The organism is Bacillus cereus group sp. MYBK222-1 (assembly GCF_051916425.1).
Lineage (GTDB): Bacteria > Bacillota > Bacilli > Bacillales > Bacillaceae_G > Bacillus_A > Bacillus_A paranthracis.
Window position 1 is genome coordinate 26,879 of record NZ_JBQAGP010000010.1, and the last position, 18,167, is coordinate 45,045.

The following is an 18,167-nucleotide window of genomic DNA, read 5'->3' on the forward strand; positions in this document are numbered from 1 at the left end:
CCCTTAAATATACGTTCCAAAATAAAAAGCACCTCTCAAAAATAAGAGAGGTGCCGAATAGACAAAATAGATTCCTCTCTTATCTTCCAAAACGAGAACTCGTTTTGCAGGAATTAGCACCTTAGCTTATACGTTATAAGCTCGGTTGCCGGGCATCATCGGGCCAGTCCCTCCGCCACTCTTGATAAGAGTATGTGTATGTAGTTTTTTTAATATGGTATTAATAGTAAATCTTACAAAAAGAATTGTCAATGTTATTTTCTGAATATATTTTATTTTAAGGTAATCGAAACGTTCCCCTTTTTATGCCCTTTTTCTACATATATATGAGCTTCAGCAATTTCTTCTAATCGGTAAGTTCTATCAATAACAGGCTTTAAATTTTCTGTTTCAGTTAGTTTTTTTAGTAGAAACATATCTTCTTTACTTACCTTTGCCATCATTCCATTAACAGATACATATATTCCATTAGGTGTTAATACTTGTTTACAAAGGGATTTTTTATATTTTCCAACTGCATCAAATATAACATCATAGTATTCCCCCTGCTTAGTAAAATCTTCTTTCGTATAATCGATTACTTTGTCGGCCCCTAAAGATTGCACGAGTTCAAAATTTGAATGACTACAAACAGCTGTAACGGTTGCGCCGAAATATTTAGCAAGTTGTACGGCAGCTGTTCCTACTGATCCAGATGCGCCATATATTAGTACTTGTTGCCCCCTTTTTATACGGGCCTTTCTTAGGAAGTGTAGTGCCGAAGTTGCGCCAAAGGGAATAACTGCTGCTTCCTCATACGTTACATTGGTAGGTTTTAATGCTACTAATCCACTTTCATGTACACATGTATATTCTGCATAACCACCGACATTAAGCTCTGTTAATGCAAAAATTTGATCTCCTTTTTTAAATTGAGTTACATCTGTTCCTATTTCTTCGATTTCGCCGGATAACTCTACACCGAGTATAGGCTTTCTCGGTTTTCTAAAACCTAATATGATTCGCATAGGAATCCAAAATAAGAGAGGGCTATTAAACCCACGTATTCTACAATCTCCAGTCGTTACACTCGTTGCGTGAATCTTGACTAATACTTCGTTCTTTTTAGGTATAGGTTTCTCTATATTTTGAAGCTGAAGAACGTTAGGTGGTCCATACTGTGTGCAAATGATCGCCTTCATAATGACCTCCTGAAATGAGTTGTCGTTATTTACATCATATTTAAACTCTTCATTAAACATGTCGCTATATAGCGAATATAGATTGAAATTTATATAGATTTCATAGGAAAAGAGATGATATTATTTTGGGAAAGGGGGGCGGAATTATGAAAAAAATTATTTTTATTTCAAGTTTAGTGCTTGCAATCAGTCTAGGGGTAGGATGTAGTAATGAGAAAACAGCAAAGACGGATGAGCCGAAAAAAGAATCCGTTCAAAAAGAAAAGGAATTAACGGCGAAAGATGTTTTCAAGAAAACGAATGAAGCTTTTAAAAATGAAGAACATGTAACGATGACATATGGTGTAGGGGTAAAAGCTGAGGGAACAGAGATGGATATATTAAAGGCTAAGATGCAATTAGAGCCAAAGACAAAGAATTCTCGTTCTGAAATGAATATTTCCGGTACAGATGTTGTAGTGTATACTGTGGATGGTAAAGTTGCTGGTGAGGTAAAAAACCCTAATACAGGAGAAGTTATAACCGTACCAGAGGAGCAATTAAACGCTGGTGGAATGAAAGCGACTCAAGATATTATAGATAAATTAGAAGTACCGGAAGTAGTTTTAGATAAAATGAAGCTGGAGAAAAGCGGAGATAAATATAAACTGAAATTTACATTAAAAGGGCAAGAAACAGAAAGTATGTTAACTAGCATGGATGAAACGCAGAAGAAAATGTTACAAGCACAAAATGCGAAGATAGAAGGAGTGGATGCAGAATATATCATTACAAAAGATTTTAAATATGAATCAGCAAAGATAGACATGATTATGAGTAGTAATGGCAAGGATAAAGCACACATTATTACGAACGCAAAATATACGTCGTATGAAAAGTTTGACCCAATACAATTGCCAGCAGCAAAGTAACAGTTTTGATAAGGAGGGACCTAAAATAAGGTCCCTCTTTTTTGTATTCTTTCTTCATAGGAAAATAGGTACAATATAAAGAGGAAAAGATGTAGAAGAGGAGAGTGTCATTTGAAAAAAGGAAAGATAGCGGTGGTCATTGTAGCATATACAGTGTTGCTTGCAACGTCTGTACATACATATAAAAAACAACTCGATCATCCTATTATGAGTGATGTAGGTAAATTGCTTCCGACAAAAATAAAACGTGTTGAAAGTGCTACTGATGAGCAATCGTTAATAAAATTAGTGCAAGATGCGAATGTTTCTGGAGAGAAGATTTCTATTGCTGGTATGCAACATAGTCAGGGCGGGCAGACGTATTATCCACATGGTACGATGCTTGATATGAAAGGGTATAATAAAATATTAGAATTTGATCCAGAGAAGAAGCGCATTACAGTTCAAAGTGGTGTCACGTGGAATGATATTCAGAAGAAAATAAATCCATATGGTCTTGCTGTTCAGGTGATGCAATCTCAAAATATTTTTACGGTTGGTGGTTCATTAAGTGTAAATGTACATGGTCGTGATATTCGTCATGAGGCATTGATTGATACAGTCGAATCATTTCGATTACTAATGGCAGATGGCACTGTACGTAATGTAAGTAGAGAAGAGAATGCGGATTTATTTCCTTACGTCATTGGCGGTTATGGGTTATTTGGTGTCATTTTAGATGTGACTTTAAAGTTAACAAATGATGAATTATATGAAACGCATACGAAAATGCTAGATTATAAAGAATACACGTCTTATTTCAAAGAAAAAGTGAAAAAAGATGCTAATGTTCGTATGCACTTAGCTCGTATTTCTGTTGCTCCAAATTCATTCTTAAGAGAAATGTATGTGACAGATTATACATTGGCACAAAATCAAAATATGAGGGAAGAGTATAGTGAACTAAAAGAAGAAACTATTATAGCAGCGCCGAAATTTTTACTTGGATTATCACGCTATAGTGATTGGGGAAAGAATACGTTTTGGGATATACAAAGAAGTTATTTCGAACGTACAGATGGAAAGTATGAGACGCGAAATAATGTTATGAGGTCAGATAGTGCCTTTATGGAATATGAAAATCCGAATAGGACAGAGGTGTTACAAGAATATTTTGTGCCTATAGATTCTTTCACGGAATACATAGATGATTTACGTAACGTATTAAATGAAGAAGAGTTTAATTTGCTCAATATTACGATTCGTTACGTGGAAAAGAATGAAAATGCAGTTTTATCCTATGCGAAAGGTGATATGTTTGCACTGGTTCTTTTAATTAATCAAGGGCGTTCTGAAAATGAGATAAAGAAAACAGAGGATGTTATTCAGAAGATGATTGATGTTACGTTAAAGCATAACGGTAGTTATTATTTACCGTATTATTCTTATCCAACGAAAGAGCAGTTAAAGAGAGCATATCCTCGTATAGAAGAGTTTCTTCAGAAGAAAAAAGAAGCGGATCCAAAAGAGAGATTTGTGAATTTATTTTATAGGGAGTATACGAAATGACATATAGAAGATTTGTAGCTTCACAAAGCATCATTATGATGGCAGGAAGTATGGTATTTCCTTTTTACATTCTATTGCTTCGGAATGTTGGAAATAGCTTCTCACAGTTTGGCTGGGCATATGGCTTATTTGCCTTAACTTCAGCTCTAGTATATCCGTTAGTTGGAAGAATATCTGATAGAGTAGGTGATAGAAAGTTACTAATTATATACGCCTGGTCTATGGCAATATTAATGCTTTGTTTTCCTATTGCAACAGAAGTATGGCATGTATACATTCTTCAAATTTTAATGGGTATTTTAGGGGCTGTGCAGCGTAATACGGAGAAGACTTCGTTAGCACGAAAAGTTGTACAAGAAAATGCTGGTTATGAGATTGGAAAATATCATGTGTGGACATCGATTGGAGGAGCAGTAGCAATTATTGCAACAGGATATTTAGTAGATTTCTTTACGATCGGCACGATTTTTTATATTGCATCTATCTTATATGTAGTGAGCGGAGTTGTACTAAGTAGTAAAAAAATATAACAATTCCCATTTTTACCTGAATAACCTTTATTTGTTATACTAAAGGGGAAGACAAAAGAAAAGGGGACATTGCCTTTGATGAAATTTTTAATTTTAGCTATTCTCACTTTGTTTTTGATTCCATGGACAAGAAGAAGCGGTAGTAAACTTCGAGCAGTGGATAAGAAAGGGGATGAGAAGGTTGTAAAGGGTAAGAAATCATCTATTTTAGTTATTCCAGTTTTATTTTGGATAGGTATTGCAATCTATGAATATTTTTGGCTAATTGATGATCGAGCAGATTCAATTCTTACTCATTATTCTGTTGCAGTAGCGATTTTAATTGGGCTTGTTTTATTTTCCCAAGATCAAATAGGTAAATTAGAAGGCACGTTAAAAGGACTTCTAATGTTTGTTTTACTTGCAAGTTACGGCTACTTTGGTTATTTGCACGATATAGTAATCTCGCAAAAGAAATATGATTCTGTTGTAAAGGTAGAGAAAGATATTTCAGAGCCATTTACTGAAAATGATCAGCCATTTACAGTGCCGCCAAAGACAGCGGAGAATAAGATGAAAAAAGTATTTGGGGATATTCCGAAAGTAGCTTATTTTGAGCTAGGAGAATTAACGCCACAAATGGTAAATGGCGAGGCTTTATATGTAGCACCGATTGAAGTTTCAGGATTTTTTAAAGCACGTAAAGCTGAGACAATTCCAGGGTACGTCACGATGTCAGGTACGAATCCTGATGCAGAAGCAAAGCTGCACCTTGGTTATAAAATGAAATACGTGCCAAGCATGTTTTTCGGAAATAATTTAGAGCGTGTGGTAAGGAAAGCAGAACCAAATTTAATCTTTAAAGGAAAACCTAAATTTGAAGTGGATGATAAAGGGAAACCGTATTATACAATGACGTACGGTGAATTTATTTCAGGAAGATCTGGATTTGAGGTAGAGGGCGTTGTAGTAGTAGACGCACAAACAGGTGAAGTGAAAAGATACGATAAAGGAAAGGCACCTAAATTTGTTGATGGCGTATTAAATCACGAGACCGCATCTACATTAAATACGTATTTCGGTAAGTACATTCACGGATTTTGGAATACAAAATTCTCGCAAACGGACATGAAGATTCCGACTGAGTGGGGAACGAAAGAAGGAGTTACACCAATCTTCGGTAAGGATGGAACGTTATATTACTTTACTGATTTCACCTCTCCGAAAGAGGGAGTAGATTCTGCACTAGGTTATTCACTTATCGATGCGCGTACAGGTAAGTTGTATTACTATAACGGAAAAGAAGTAAAGGGAATTATGGATGGTTCGGCTGCTTCGGAAGTCGTGGATAATTCCTTTAAGAGAGAGAAATGGCATGGAACGATGCCGGTTATTTATAACGTGTACGGTAAACCTTCTTGGATTGTACCTGTTATTGATGATGGAGGGTTAGTGCGTGCCCATACGGTTATCTATGCTTCTAATGCGAAAATATTTGCAACAGGTTCGACGCAAAAAGAAGCGCTTGAGAATTATAAAAATGCGCTGAGTGGAAGCGGAGATTCATTTAGACCGACTTCAAATGGAAAAGAGGCGCAAAAAGAAGGCGTTGTACAACGTGTATATAAAGAAAAATCAGGTGAAAATACAATTGTTTATGTACTGTTGGAGAACGAACAAAAAGTGTTTATGATACCTGCGAAAAAGTTCCCATATGCTATGTTTACAGAAGTGGGAGATCCAATTCAAATCACATATTTAGATACAGGAGAGGCGATGTCTTCCGTATCTAAATTTACAAATAGTAATTTGAACAAGTAAAGCGATAGAGATTCTATCGCTTTTTTTACAAAATTAAACAGGAAAATGCGCTATACTTGACGTATGTTTATGTTGTAACTATAATTGTTACGATTTAGTATGTATAGGAAAGGGTGAACGAAAAAAGTGAATGAAGTTAATCAGGAAATATATAAGCCTGTAAAGATGAACAGGTTATGGATGATTCTTGTATTAGGAACACTTACGGCGATTGGACCATTATCTATTGATATGTATTTGCCTTCGTTACCGAAATTAACGGATGACTTGCAAACAGGTGCATCTCTAGCACAGCTTACATTAACAGCTTGTTTGCTTGGGCTTTCAGTAGGACAATTATTTGTTGGCTCAATTAGTGATATTTACGGAAGACGCAAACCTCTTATTATTGCTCTTATTATTTATGTTGCTTCTTCTTTACTTTGTGCTGTTGCGCCATCTATTTGGACTTTAGTGTTATTACGCTTTCTACAAGGAGCTTCAGGGTCAGCCGGTATTGTTATATCACGTGCAATGGTACGTGACATGTATTCAGGTTCTGAAATGACGAAATTCTTCTCACTGCTTATGTTAGTAAACGGAGCAGCACCTATTTTGGCACCGATTATTGGGGGACAATTATTACAGTTTACAACGTGGCGCGGTGTCTTTATCGTTCTCGGAGCAATAAGTGTATTTATGTTAATATCAGCTACTTTCGTATTACGTGAAACATTACCTCCTGAAGAAAGAGAAACAGGCGGTTTGTCAGGGACGTTAGCGACGTACGGAAAATTGTTAAAGGACCGTTTGTTTATGGGATATGCATTGTCACAAGGATTAGTAACGGCGGCAATGTTTGCATACATTTCGGGATCACCATTTGTGTTGCAGAACATATACGGAGCATCACCACAGCAATTTAGTTTATTCTTTGCAATCAACGGTATCGGTATTATTATTGCGAGTCAGGTTACGGGTCGTTTAGCAGGGAAAGTGAATGAGAAGACATTATTTGTCTCTGGTATTGTTATTGCAGCTGTTGGTGGTTTATCTTTACTACTAACAATCTTATTAGGAATAGGGTTAATTGGTGTTTTATGCTCGTTATTCCTTGTCGTATCAAGTGTTGGGGTTGTCTCAACAACTGGGTTCTCATTAGCGATGAGAAATCAAAAACAAGCTGCAGGAACAGCATCAGCTTTATTAGGCTTATTACAGTTCATTTCAGGAGCGCTTGTTGCACCGCTAGTAGGTATTGGTGGAAGTAATACCGCATTACCGATGGGTGTTGTAATAGCTCTTTGTGAAATTGGTGCGGTACTATGCTATTTATTTATGGCTAGAAGAAGTGAAAAGCAGTTTGAACTGCAAGCAAGACAAAATTTAGAGGCTTAACAAAAAAGAACTGATTCAAAGGGAATATTTGAATCAGTTCTTTTTTTCATTTCTTTCAAATACCTCATACATATTATTCATGATCGTATCATATAAAATAGCAAGTTTATCCCACACCCAGCGATTACTATCAACTTCTTTTTCCCCGCAGTCGATAATATCGGTATGGTCGGTAATTTTATACGCTTTTTTAACGATAATAGGAGCAATTTTCGGTATACGTGGGATTTCTTTTAAGATATCTGCGAAGTTTCCAATGTAGACATGACCGATGATTTCGATTGTTAATGATTTATCTGATATATTTAGCACTGTATGAAATTGATTTGTATGTTGTTGTTTTAAATATTGGACTAACTTAAATGGAGCATGCTTCTTTTTTAATACGCGGCGAAGGCTCTCTGTATTTTCGATATGAAGTGATTTTTCGCGAATAAGTACACGAATATCTTCTCCCATAAAAGGCATTGTATTGTACATAGATGATTCTCCTTAAAAACTTACATATGTTTGCGTTATGCATATGTAAGTCTAGCATGGTTTGTTCTTTATGTGTGCTTACAGTTTTGTAAGGTGCTGTAGTAAAGCAGTGCAAAAGTTATTTGTATAAAGTGACGATACTGTGACAAACATGTTGGTATATATATTACGATGTCGTCTTAAGTGTAAAAAGTAGGATGTTCTCGGTATAATAACAAGTGGAGATAAAAGAAACTATAATGAGTAGTAGCTGTAGATAAAAGGAGAAGAAGAGATGAAGAAGGTTTTGGGTATTGCTGTAATGGGAGGTATGATCCTTCTAGCAGGATGTAATGGAAATAAGGATACGAAAGAACCGAAAGAAAAGGTAGAGCAATCTACAGAACAAACAGAAGAAATGAAAGAATACCGTGCAGTACATGAAAAATACGATTTGAAAATGAATAAAGAAATTAATAACGCACTGCAGTTATTTGAAGTGGCAAAAGAAAAGGGCGGTAAGGAAATAACGACTGTTACATATAAAAAAGATGTGCAAAAGGTAACAACGAGCATGTTAGAAGATATTGATCATATACGAAAAGAAATTCGTGTTCCGAAGTCGAAAGAGCAAGAACATGAGGTATATGTCGGTTTCTTGAATGAATCGGAACAAGCAATGAAAAAATTACAGAAGTTAGCTAAAGAAGAAGATTCATCGTTGATTCGTGATATAGAAATTAATTTTGCAACAGCATCGACATACTATAAACGTTTTCAAGCAGAAACGAAAAAATAACCTTGCCTGTGCAAGGTTATTTTTTCTTCTTACGATCGCCGTCTTCATCCTCGGATACTAATACCTTCTGTTCTTCGTGAAATTCGGAAATAGTTTGCCCGGTAATATTATCAAAGGGGGTGTAAAAAGAGGTAATGCTTTTCTTTTTAATGAAAAGTTTATAAAATCCAATGATAACAAGTATAACGATTGTTAATGGTAATCCTATAGTTGCTAGAAGTAAGGGATCCATCATATAACTCCTTTCATATCGTTTTTTTTTATTATAGGCGAAAAACTGTAATTTAGATAAACACACTATTAAAAACTGATTTTTCTAAATATATCCAATTTGATTGACTTTTCATTTTTTCAGAATTATAATTCGAAATATACAATTTGAACCAAATAATAAAATAGCAATTTACTTATCCAGAGAGGTAGAGGGACTGGCCCTATGACACCTCAGCAGCGGGTTCTGTAATAGGAACACCGTGCTAATTCCAGCAAGCAAGTCTTGAAAGATAAGTGATAGGCCTTTGTTTATTAAGCCTTGATCTTATTTTTTAAGATCAAGGCTTTTTGTATTCTAAAAAGAGAAAGGGAGTAATGGAAAAAGCACGTTCATAAAACTAAGTAAATATATGTGTTTAGGGGGTTATTGGAATGTATGTAATTAAAAAATTATCGGTTATTTTGTTCACACTATGGGTTATTACGACAGTGACATTTCTAATTATGCATATTATTCCGGGAGATCCATTTTCATCAGATGCAAAGATCTTTCCGGAGGAAGTTGTGCAAAATATGAGAGCGAAGTATCACCTTGATGAACCGTTATGGAATCAATATGTTGCTTATTTAGACGGCGTAGTTCATTTTGATTTTGGTGAATCTGTTCAATCAACCGGGCAAGGTGTATCAGAAATCATAACAACTGGCTTTGGTCCATCAGCAATTATTGGTTTACAAGCACTTATTATTTCATTGCTAGTCGGAATTGCTGCAGGTACATTTGCTGCTCTCTATCATGGGAAGGTAATTGATTATGGTGTAAGTTTACTTGCCATCCTCGGTATTTCTATTCCGAGTTTTATTTTAGCACCACTATTTATACAAATATTTGCTATTCAATTCGAGCTCTTACCAGTAGCCTCTTGGGGTACATTTGAACATACAGTATTGCCATCCTTTGCATTAGCGTTAGGACCAATCGCAGTGATTACAAGATTTGTTCGCTCTAATATGATCGAAGTACTGCAGAGTGATTATATTAAGTTAGCGAGAGCGAAAGGTATACCGATTAAGAAAATTATTATAAGACATGCTCTTCGAAATGCAATTGTTCCAGTGCTTACATTTGTTGGGCCGTTAATGGCTGGGTTGTTAACGGGGACTTTTATTATTGAAAAAATCTTTGCAATTCCTGGTCTCGGAAAATATTTTGTAGATAGTATTTTTAACCGAGATTATCCAGTCATTATGGGGACAACGATTTTCTATAGTGCATTATTAATTTTTTGTATTTTCATTACAGACATTATTCATCGTATTGTTGATCCGCGTATTCGTTCTATTACGTAAGGAGGGAGGATATTTAAATGGGTGCTTATGAAATTAATAAACAGTTATTGACAAATGAAGAGAAAAAAGAATTAACGATAAATAAAGATCAGCAAGCAATTAGCAGAAAAAAAGAAGTGTTCCGTAAGTTTGTATCAAATCCAATCGCAGTTCTAGGAACGGTGACATTGTTACTCATTATTATTTTTTCTCTTATCGGTGAAAGTTTAACCACTTTCACTGCGAGTGAACAAGTAAAAGAGGCGACAAATTTACCACCTAGTAGTGAGCATTGGTTCGGAACAGATGATTTGGGAAGAGATATTTGGGCGCGTACTTGGGCTGGTGGGAAGATTTCGTTAGTAGTTGGATTAGTAGCAGCTGTTCTTGATATAGGACTTGGTGTGCTAATTGGAGGATTTAGTGGATATGTGAGAGGGCGTAATCGCCTTGGAACGTTAATAGATGAGTGGATTGTACGAGGGATTGAAATATTATACGGTATTCCATATTTATTAATTGTAATTTTATTACTAATCATTATGAAACCAGGACTTTTTACAATTATTATCGCCCTTGCATTAACAGGTTGGATTGGTATGGCACGTCTCGTTAGGGCACAAGTCTTATCTTTAAAGCAAAGAGAATTTGTTATTGCAGCGGAGCGATTAGGTACATCACATATGAAAATTATATACGGACATATCATTCCGAACTTAACAGGTATTATTATCGTAAATTTATCATTTACAATTCCAGCAGCTATTTTTTCAGAATCATTTTTAAGCTTCATTGGACTCGGGGTACAATCACCAGCAGCAAGCTGGGGGACAATGACGAATGATGCGCTTGGGACATTATTAAGCGGAGAATGGTGGCAACTTTTCTTCCCATCACTAATGATTGCGCTTATTATGTTCGCATTTAATGCAATTGGTGATGGTTTGCAAGATGCAATTGATCCGAAAATCGTAAAACGGAATCGAAAGGAGAAACGACATGGGACAGCTTTTATCTTTAGAAAACGTAACGTTAGCCGTTGAAAAAGAGAATAGTAAGCAAGCAATTGTGAAACATGTTTCCTTTTCTATTAACGAAGGTGAAATTGTTGCACTTGTAGGAGAGAGTGGTTCAGGGAAAAGTGTTACAGCACAAGCTATTATCGGCTTAAATCAAGAATCAATTCAAATTGATGATGGAAATATATCTTTCGAATCAAAGGCATTAACTAAGTTACAAGAATCAGAATGGAATCAAATTCGTGGGAAAGATATTTCTTTTATCTTTCAAGATCCGCTTTCATCTTTGAATCCAACGATGAAGGTGGGAAGGCAAATTACAGAAGTGATTTTGCAGCACGAAAAGAAATCGAAAAAAGAGGCAAAAGAAATTGCAATTAACTTATTAAATGATTTAGGAATACATGAAGCAGAGAAACGCTTTGAACAGTACCCACATCAATTAAGCGGAGGTATGAGACAACGTATTTGTTTAGCAATTGCATTTGCCTGCCACCCAAAACTCGTTATTGCAGATGAACCTACAACGGCATTAGATGTAACAATTCAGAAACAAATTATGGGGTTATTAAAAGAGCGGAAAGAAAAACAAAACACAAGTATTTTATTAATTACACATGACTTGGCACTTGTACGTGAAGTAGCGGATCGAGTAGTTGTGATGTATGGAGGACGTGTTGTTGAAAAAGGAACGATAGAGGAAGTGATAGGTTCTCCTAAACATCCATACACAAAAAGCTTATTACAAGCAATTCCCAATATGGATGATTCCGAAAAAGTATTACGTGCAATAGAAGGGACGACACCTTCCATTGAGACGTTAAATAGCTTTGGTTGTCCTTTTGTAAATCGTTGTCCAGTAGCGATAAAAGAATGTATTCATCGTTTCCCAGAGAGAACAACATATTCTGGGGAGCATAGTTCACATTGCTGGCAACATGTTCTGGAGCATAATAAAGCGAAATCAAAAGAGAAGGTGAATGCCTCATGACGACAGATTTAATTACTGTAAAGCAAGTAACGAAAACGTATGGAAGTAAAAATAAAGAAATCGCAGCGTTAAAAGACATATCGCTTGCGATCCCGAAAGGCACAACGCTTGGCATTATTGGAGAAAGTGGTTCAGGAAAAACAACACTTGGTAAGCTCATAGCTGGGATTGAGAGCCCAACGTCTGGTGAAATTGATTATAACGGTCAAGTCGTTCACAAGCTGAAGGCAGCTCATAAACGTGATTTCTTACAGAAAGTACAGTTTATTTTTCAAGATTCAACAGCTGCATTAAATCCGCGCTGGAAAGTACGCGATAGCGTAACGGAAGGTTATATTTCATTCGGTTTAGGTGATAAAGGATTAAAGGATAAAGTAGCAGGTGATGCGCTAGAACGTGTGGGATTAGATAGACGATATATCGATCGCTATCCGCACGAATTTAGCGGAGGGCAACGTCAACGTATTGCTATTGCAAGAGCTTTATTATGTGAGCCAGAAGTATTGATTCTTGATGAACCAATTTCAGCGTTAGATGTTTCACTTCAAATTCAAGTTGTACATCTGTTGCAAAAAATTCAAAAGGAACAAGGCTATACATATTTATTTATCGCGCATGATTTGCCAATGGTTCACTATTTATGTGAAAAAGTGGCTGTCTTATATAAAGGAGAACTTGTTGAATTTGGAAATACGGATGAAGTATTCCGTAATCCACAACATTCTTATACAAAAACATTATTAGCATCTACACCAAAAATTTCAGGTTAAAGGGGAATGGAAGATGAAGAAGTTTTTATTATTTGTCATTATGACCGTATTAGCAATTACTTCTGTCGCTTGCGGTAAGAAAGATACTTCAAAAGCAAGTGCTAGTAAAGGAGACCGTTTTGTAACGAATCTCGGTAGTGATCCTTACACGTTAGATTCAGCGATTTCAACAGATAATAACTCTAATTATGTAATTGAGCACTTATTTGCAACTTTGTATAGACAGACAACGGATGGGAAGTTTGAAAAGGATTTAGTAGAGAAAGAGGAAGCTGGGGCAGATGGAAAAGAGTATACATTCTATTTGAAAAAAGGATTGAAATGGTCTGATGGTTCTCCATTAACAGCAAAAGATTTTGAATTTGCTTGGAAGAGAATATTAAATCCTAAAACGGGTTCTATGAATGCAACTGAACTCTATTTCATTAAAGGTGGAGAAGCATTTAATACAGGGAAAGGTGCAGAAGATGCAGTAGGAATTCAAGCAGTAGATGATGTAACTTTAAAGCTACAATTTGAACATCCGGTAACATCTATTAAGCGAACATTAGCCCAGTCGTTATATATTCCACTTAATAAAAAATCTATTGACGAAAAAGGTAAACTAAAAGTAGATCCAAAAGAATTAATTACAAATGGTCCTTTCACATTGAAAGAATGGAAGCATAATCAAGCGATTATTTTAGAAAAAAATAAAGAATTCCATGATAAAAAAGTAGCATCAAAAGAAATCGAATTCCGTATTATTCCTGAAGGTAAAACAGCGTATCAATTATATAAATCTGGAGAATTAGATTTATTATCTAACATACCAACGGATTTAGTTGAAAAAGAACAAAACAATAAAGAGTTTAAAAAAATGCAAGACTACTCAACTCATATTTACTCATTTAATTCAGAGAAACCACCATTTACAAATGCTAAAATTCGTAAAGCCTTTGCATTAGCTGTAGATCGTAAGTTTATCGTAGAGAAAATATTAAAGAATAATGCAAAAGAAGCATATGGATTTGTTCCAGAAGGAGCAAAAACAGAAGGTGGTCGTGACTTCCGTAAAGAGAAGGGTGATTATTTTAAATATGATCCTGCGGTAGCTAAGAATCTATTAGAAGAAGGAATGAAGGAAGAAGGATGGACTACACTTCCAGAAGTAACGGTGAAATATTCAGATAAGAAAAAAATAGCTGAAACACTTCAAGAAATGTTTAAGAAAAATCTTGGTGTAGACGTAAAGATAGAAGGTAAAGAGTGGAAAAGTTATATTGATATGTACAAACAAAGTGACTTCCAAATCGCATATATGGGATGGGGAGGATCTACATTAGATCCAGCTGCTCAATTAGAAATTTATGCAGGTGATGGACCAAATAACTATGCGAAATGGTTTAATAAAGACTTTGATAATTTAATTAATCAAGCAAAATTAGAACAAGATGAAAATAAACGCTTTGACTTATTACATCAAGCAGAAGATATTATGTTTACAGAATATCCTTTAATCCCACTTGTATTCCCAACAGACTCTTATTTACAAAAGTCATCTGTATCTGGATTAGAATACTACGTAGGATCTCAACCAAGTTTACGATATGCTAAAAAATAAAATAAAGAAGTAGGCAACTGCCTACTTCTTTATTTTATTTCTCTTTTATATTCTTTTTTCGTTCCATCAGAGAAGACAACTTCTAAATCAAATTTTTGATAGTCTTTATCAAGTTTGAACACGTTCACTACTTGATCGATTACTTCTTGGTCAGCAGTATCTTTATCAAATTTTAATTCTTGTAGAAGTGGGCTTAATTTTGTGATAGCCTCGTCTCCTGTTAATTTTACATCTGCTTTATGATCTTCAATTTTTGCTTCCATTTTCTTATCAGCTGCTACATTTTTATAGTCTGCTTCGTAGTCTTTCTTTGTATCTTGGTAGTCTGCCTTTAAATCGAATTCATTGAAGTTTAGTTTTAAATCTGCAGGAGCCTCGTTTTTTGCTTCTTCAGTCGTCTTTTTATTAGAAGTTGTATCTTCTTTTGCAGGAGCTTTACATCCTGTTAATGCAGGTACTAGCATAAGAGCTAATAAAACTGATAGTAGAGTTCTCATTATAAATTCCTCCTTATGTAAATTCGTTCTATACAAGTTTTTCCCAAAAACATGTAATTATGTATGTGTTGAAAATAAATTATTATTCTGTAGTCATAAGGGCTAATCCGCAATTTAAATCAAAAACGATTTGTATGTATATGGTAAATTGAAGTTGTGAGGGAGGGACTAAAATGCATGAAGAGTATAAAGAGATAATAAAAAAATCAATTGAATATATAGAGAATCACTTACATGAGGAGCTTACAACAGAAAGAGTGGCATCTTACAGTGCAGTATCGATGTACCATTTTCATCGTATCTTTCAAAGATATGTTGGGATGAGTGTAACGGATTATATTCGAAAGAGAAGGTTAACTCATGCTGCGCAGACTTTAGTATCGACTGAAAGAGCAGTTATTGATATTGCAATGCAATATGGTTTTTCCTCACAAGAGGCATTTACGAGAGCTTTTAAAAGAATGTTTCAATTGCCACCAAAGAAATATCGAAAGTACTTCCAGTCATTTTATATAGAAAGAGAGGGTGTTTCAATGCAAAAAGGTATACCGAAAGGATGGATCTTAAGTGGAAGTCATCCTGCTGAATATGAGATGGGTTTAGATTATGAAGTTGTCCATCAAGGGAAAGTATCTGCATACATAAAAGCAAAAGAGAATGTTACGCACGGAGGATTTTCAACATTAATGCAAATGTTCAGAGCAGATAAATATGTAGGGAAGAGATTACGTTTTACAGCATTTGTTAAGAGTGAAAATGTAAGAGATTGGGCAGGATTGTGGATGCGAGTAGATGGAAAAGAGACAGAACCGCTTGCTATGGATAATATGCAAAATCGTCCCATTAAAAATACGAATAATTGGCAATCGTACTCAGTTGTATTAGATATAAAAGAAGGAGCGCTTGGTATTGCATTTGGTGTTTTATTATCAGGAGAAGGTTATGTGTGGCTAGATAGTATTCGATTTGATGAAGTAGATGAAAAAATTCCTACAACAGATTTGGCAGAGAACTTTTATGAAACACTCTTAGAAGAACCAGTGAATCTACAATTTGAAGAATTAGAAAAATAAAAAAAGGAGAAAAGATATGCTCAAATATGTAAAACTAATAAGTATTAGTTTAGTAATATCGTCTTGTATTATGGGAATTAATTATTTAGTTAGCTATCTTTGGTCAGGGCATATACCTTCTTTGACGTGGAGAACATATTTGATGTTTGTGTTTATATTTATGATGAGTTTTGGTTCCGTGCAAAAAGAAGGGAGAAAGGATTATTGACAATTATTAGAAAAGTTATATAATCTAAATGTAAGTGATCACTTGCATGAGGAAGAGAGGGTTTTATGGCGCGTTCAAAGACAGCAGAAAAAATTATTCAAGCAGCGATTGAATTAGTGAAAGAAAAAGGATATACAGCAGCGACAACGAAAGAAATTGCAATGCGTGCTGGTGTTAATGAAGTAACGATATTCCGCAATTTTAAAAGTAAGAAGGGTGTTATTGAAGCTGCGGTTGCTGAATTTTCATATGTACCGCATTTAAAGCAGTTTTTACAAACAGAAATTGTGTGGGAATTAGAAACGGATTTAAAGAACTTAGCAAGGCATTATCATAATTTTTTAGATGGGGTAAAAGATATTATTGCTATTGGTATACGTGAGGCTGGAGAATTTCCTGAATTAGACGGGGAAATTGCTAAAATACCACAAGGACTAAAAGAAGAATTAAGTATCTATTTTGCAAAAATGCAGGAAAAAGGAAACATTATTGATACAAATATTGAAGCGCAAGTAATGAACTTTATCTGGATTAATTTTGGATATTTCTTATCTAAATTACGTTTTGCCGATCGCCTGACAGAAGTTGATGATGAGAAATTTATTGAAAATAATATTGTTTTATATGCTAGGGCATTAAGACCCTAGTATTTATTTAAAATAAAATGCAAGCATGTACTTGCTTGCTGAGTGGGAGAGCGGGAAGATGGATACATTAAAACAGTTTTTGAAAAGACCAGGTACGTATGTAGGAATGATCGTAGCGCTATCATTCCAACTTATTTTCTTTTGCGTGTGGTTAACGGCATATGATGGAGTGAATGAACGAGCAGATCAAATGCGTATTGCTATTGTGAATGAGGATGCAAATATAGGGAGTAAAATAGCAGAAGGCTTACAGAGAAATTTACCATTTCAAGTGAGGGCAGAACATTCTGTGGAAAAAGCAAACAAAGAAATGAATGACCATGTGTACAATATGATTATTGAAATTCCTGCTTCTTTTTCAAAAGATATAAATGAAACAGGAAAATCAAATTTAAACTTCCACATTAATCAAGCGAATGCCATGATGGCAAAGCAAATGATGGAAGGAGCTGCAAAACAAATTCGAGATAATGTAAATAAAGAGGTAGCAAGTTATAAGAAACAAGTGATTGTCGGAAAGCTACAAGCTGTAGGACATGAGAATGTAGAAGTGATAAAAGGGTTAACTGAAGATTCAATTGGTTTTACAGTTCATAAAGTAAATGATGCAAAAGGATTTTCAGTGAATATGGTACCGCTAATGATCGTATTAGCTTCATTTGTAGGAGCAATGATAATGAGTATGGAATTATCAAAAGTTGCAAAAGAAGTAAAGGGCAGTTGGAGTAATTTCTTATCAAGACAAATTATAAACGGTACAGTATCGATTTTACTTGCATGTATTACAATTGGTTTGATGAAAGGCTTCCAAATTGAGATGCACGAAACGGTATGGAGTATATGGGTGTTTCAAGCAATAGTCTTCTTCGCATTTCTTTCATTAACACAAATGTTTCTAACTGTGTTTGGAAACGCAGGTATGATTTTTAATATTATCTCACTATCGTTACAACTTGTAAGTTCCGGTGTAATTGTCCCACATGAGATGCTTTCTAAAACATATCAAACAATCGGCGGATTATTTCCTGCAACATATGCAGCGAATGGCTATTATACAATAATATTTGGAGGAGTTAGTTTAGAGAGAAATATTATTTCATTATTAGTTATTGTATTGGTTACACAATCAGTAGCAGTGATGACTTTAGCCATAAAAGGAATGGTAAAGGGAAGAAGAAGCTCTGTAGTTAAAGAAGCATAAAATAAAAAGGT

General features: G+C 35.1%; 19 protein-coding genes and 2 riboswitches. Of the genes, 15 read left to right on the forward strand and 4 right to left on the reverse strand.

Annotated elements, in window-relative coordinates; all coding sequences use genetic code 11:
- Positions 1-76: 76 nt before the first annotated feature.
- Positions 77-191, reverse strand: a riboswitch (SAM riboswitch).
- 81 nt (positions 192-272) lie between these two features.
- A complete protein-coding gene (locus tag ACTFR9_RS25705) occupies positions 273-1,181 on the reverse strand; it encodes an NAD(P)-dependent alcohol dehydrogenase (protein ID WP_000643888.1) in 909 nt (302 codons plus the stop codon).
- A gap of 146 nt (positions 1,182-1,327) precedes the next feature.
- Between ACTFR9_RS25705 and ACTFR9_RS25710 the strand changes: the two genes are divergently transcribed.
- From ACTFR9_RS25710 to ACTFR9_RS25730, 5 genes are all read left to right on the forward strand, one after another.
- The gene (locus tag ACTFR9_RS25710) at positions 1,328-2,092 is read left to right on the forward strand and encodes a DUF6612 family protein (protein WP_229136831.1); all 765 of its coding nucleotides are present in this window, start codon (positions 1,328-1,330) and stop codon (positions 2,090-2,092) included.
- A gap of 111 nt (positions 2,093-2,203) precedes the next feature.
- Positions 2,204-3,640, forward strand: a complete 1,437-nt coding sequence (locus tag ACTFR9_RS25715) for an FAD-binding oxidoreductase (RefSeq protein WP_000715451.1) — start codon at positions 2,204-2,206, stop codon at positions 3,638-3,640.
- On the forward strand, positions 3,637-4,170 hold the full coding sequence (locus ACTFR9_RS25720; RefSeq protein ID WP_000222369.1) for an MFS transporter: 534 nt from the start codon (positions 3,637-3,639) through the stop codon (positions 4,168-4,170). The genes ACTFR9_RS25715 and ACTFR9_RS25720 overlap by 4 nt, the downstream gene beginning before the upstream one ends.
- A 78-nt stretch (positions 4,171-4,248) precedes the next feature.
- Positions 4,249-5,970: a DUF3981 domain-containing protein gene (locus ACTFR9_RS25725; RefSeq protein ID WP_000670259.1), complete on the forward strand. Its 1,722-nt coding sequence runs from the start codon at positions 4,249-4,251 to the stop codon at positions 5,968-5,970.
- Positions 5,971-6,135: 165 nt separating this feature from the next.
- A complete protein-coding gene (locus ACTFR9_RS25730) occupies positions 6,136-7,347 on the forward strand; it encodes a multidrug effflux MFS transporter (RefSeq protein ID WP_116777230.1) in 1,212 nt (403 codons plus the stop codon).
- Positions 7,348-7,380: 33 nt separating this feature from the next.
- Here ACTFR9_RS25730 and ACTFR9_RS25735 read toward each other — a convergent pair whose 3' ends face one another.
- A complete protein-coding gene (locus ACTFR9_RS25735; RefSeq protein WP_229136830.1) occupies positions 7,381-7,827 on the reverse strand; it encodes a hypothetical protein in 447 nt (148 codons plus the stop codon).
- A gap of 274 nt (positions 7,828-8,101) precedes the next feature.
- On the opposite strand from ACTFR9_RS25735, the gene ACTFR9_RS25740 reads away from it, so the two are divergent.
- Positions 8,102-8,605 carry a hypothetical protein gene (locus tag ACTFR9_RS25740; RefSeq protein WP_076856215.1) on the forward strand — a complete coding sequence of 168 codons (504 nt, stop codon included), beginning with the start codon at positions 8,102-8,104 and terminating at the stop codon, positions 8,603-8,605.
- A gap of 16 nt (positions 8,606-8,621) precedes the next feature.
- Here the strand turns inward: ACTFR9_RS25740 and ACTFR9_RS25745 are convergent, their stop codons facing one another.
- Positions 8,622-8,837, reverse strand: coding sequence for a DUF3951 domain-containing protein (locus ACTFR9_RS25745; protein ID WP_000371392.1), 216 nt, complete (start codon positions 8,835-8,837; stop codon positions 8,622-8,624).
- Between the two features lie 172 nt (positions 8,838-9,009).
- Positions 9,010-9,115, forward strand: a riboswitch (SAM riboswitch).
- 135 nt (positions 9,116-9,250) lie between these two features.
- Between ACTFR9_RS25745 and ACTFR9_RS25750 the strand changes: the two genes are divergently transcribed.
- The 5 genes from ACTFR9_RS25750 to ACTFR9_RS25770 are packed head-to-tail and all read left to right on the forward strand — an operon-like array spanning position 9,251 to position 14,530.
- Positions 9,251-10,168: an ABC transporter permease gene (locus ACTFR9_RS25750; RefSeq protein ID WP_076856214.1), complete on the forward strand. Its 918-nt coding sequence runs from the start codon at positions 9,251-9,253 to the stop codon at positions 10,166-10,168.
- 17 nt (positions 10,169-10,185) lie between these two features.
- On the forward strand, positions 10,186-11,190 hold the full coding sequence (locus ACTFR9_RS25755; protein ID WP_000501542.1) for an ABC transporter permease: 1,005 nt from the start codon (positions 10,186-10,188) through the stop codon (positions 11,188-11,190).
- A complete protein-coding gene (locus ACTFR9_RS25760) occupies positions 11,147-12,157 on the forward strand; it encodes an ABC transporter ATP-binding protein (protein WP_076856213.1) in 1,011 nt (336 codons plus the stop codon). The genes ACTFR9_RS25755 and ACTFR9_RS25760 overlap by 44 nt, the downstream gene beginning before the upstream one ends.
- The gene (locus tag ACTFR9_RS25765; protein ID WP_000205665.1) at positions 12,154-12,927 is read left to right on the forward strand and encodes an ABC transporter ATP-binding protein; all 774 of its coding nucleotides are present in this window, start codon (positions 12,154-12,156) and stop codon (positions 12,925-12,927) included. The genes ACTFR9_RS25760 and ACTFR9_RS25765 overlap by 4 nt, the downstream gene beginning before the upstream one ends.
- A gap of 13 nt (positions 12,928-12,940) precedes the next feature.
- The gene (locus ACTFR9_RS25770; RefSeq protein ID WP_000714093.1) at positions 12,941-14,530 is read left to right on the forward strand and encodes a peptide ABC transporter substrate-binding protein; all 1,590 of its coding nucleotides are present in this window, start codon (positions 12,941-12,943) and stop codon (positions 14,528-14,530) included.
- Positions 14,531-14,559: 29 nt separating this feature from the next.
- Here the strand turns inward: ACTFR9_RS25770 and ACTFR9_RS25775 are convergent, their stop codons facing one another.
- The gene (locus ACTFR9_RS25775; protein ID WP_001259643.1) at positions 14,560-15,027 is read right to left on the reverse strand and encodes a YusW family protein; all 468 of its coding nucleotides are present in this window, start codon (positions 15,025-15,027) and stop codon (positions 14,560-14,562) included.
- Positions 15,028-15,200: 173 nt separating this feature from the next.
- Between ACTFR9_RS25775 and ACTFR9_RS25780 the strand changes: the two genes are divergently transcribed.
- The 4 genes from ACTFR9_RS25780 to ACTFR9_RS25795 all read left to right on the forward strand — a co-directional run bounded on the left by ACTFR9_RS25780 (position 15,201) and on the right by ACTFR9_RS25795 (position 18,156).
- Positions 15,201-16,100: a helix-turn-helix transcriptional regulator gene (locus tag ACTFR9_RS25780; RefSeq protein ID WP_000544209.1), complete on the forward strand. Its 900-nt coding sequence runs from the start codon at positions 15,201-15,203 to the stop codon at positions 16,098-16,100.
- A gap of 16 nt (positions 16,101-16,116) precedes the next feature.
- Positions 16,117-16,308, forward strand: coding sequence for a hypothetical protein (locus ACTFR9_RS25785; RefSeq protein ID WP_000922549.1), 192 nt, complete (start codon positions 16,117-16,119; stop codon positions 16,306-16,308).
- 65 nt (positions 16,309-16,373) lie between these two features.
- A complete protein-coding gene (locus ACTFR9_RS25790) occupies positions 16,374-16,955 on the forward strand; it encodes a TetR/AcrR family transcriptional regulator (RefSeq protein WP_000124366.1) in 582 nt (193 codons plus the stop codon).
- Between the two features lie 58 nt (positions 16,956-17,013).
- The gene (locus ACTFR9_RS25795; RefSeq protein ID WP_000380244.1) at positions 17,014-18,156 is read left to right on the forward strand and encodes a YhgE/Pip domain-containing protein; all 1,143 of its coding nucleotides are present in this window, start codon (positions 17,014-17,016) and stop codon (positions 18,154-18,156) included.
- Positions 18,157-18,167: the final 11 nt, after the last annotated feature.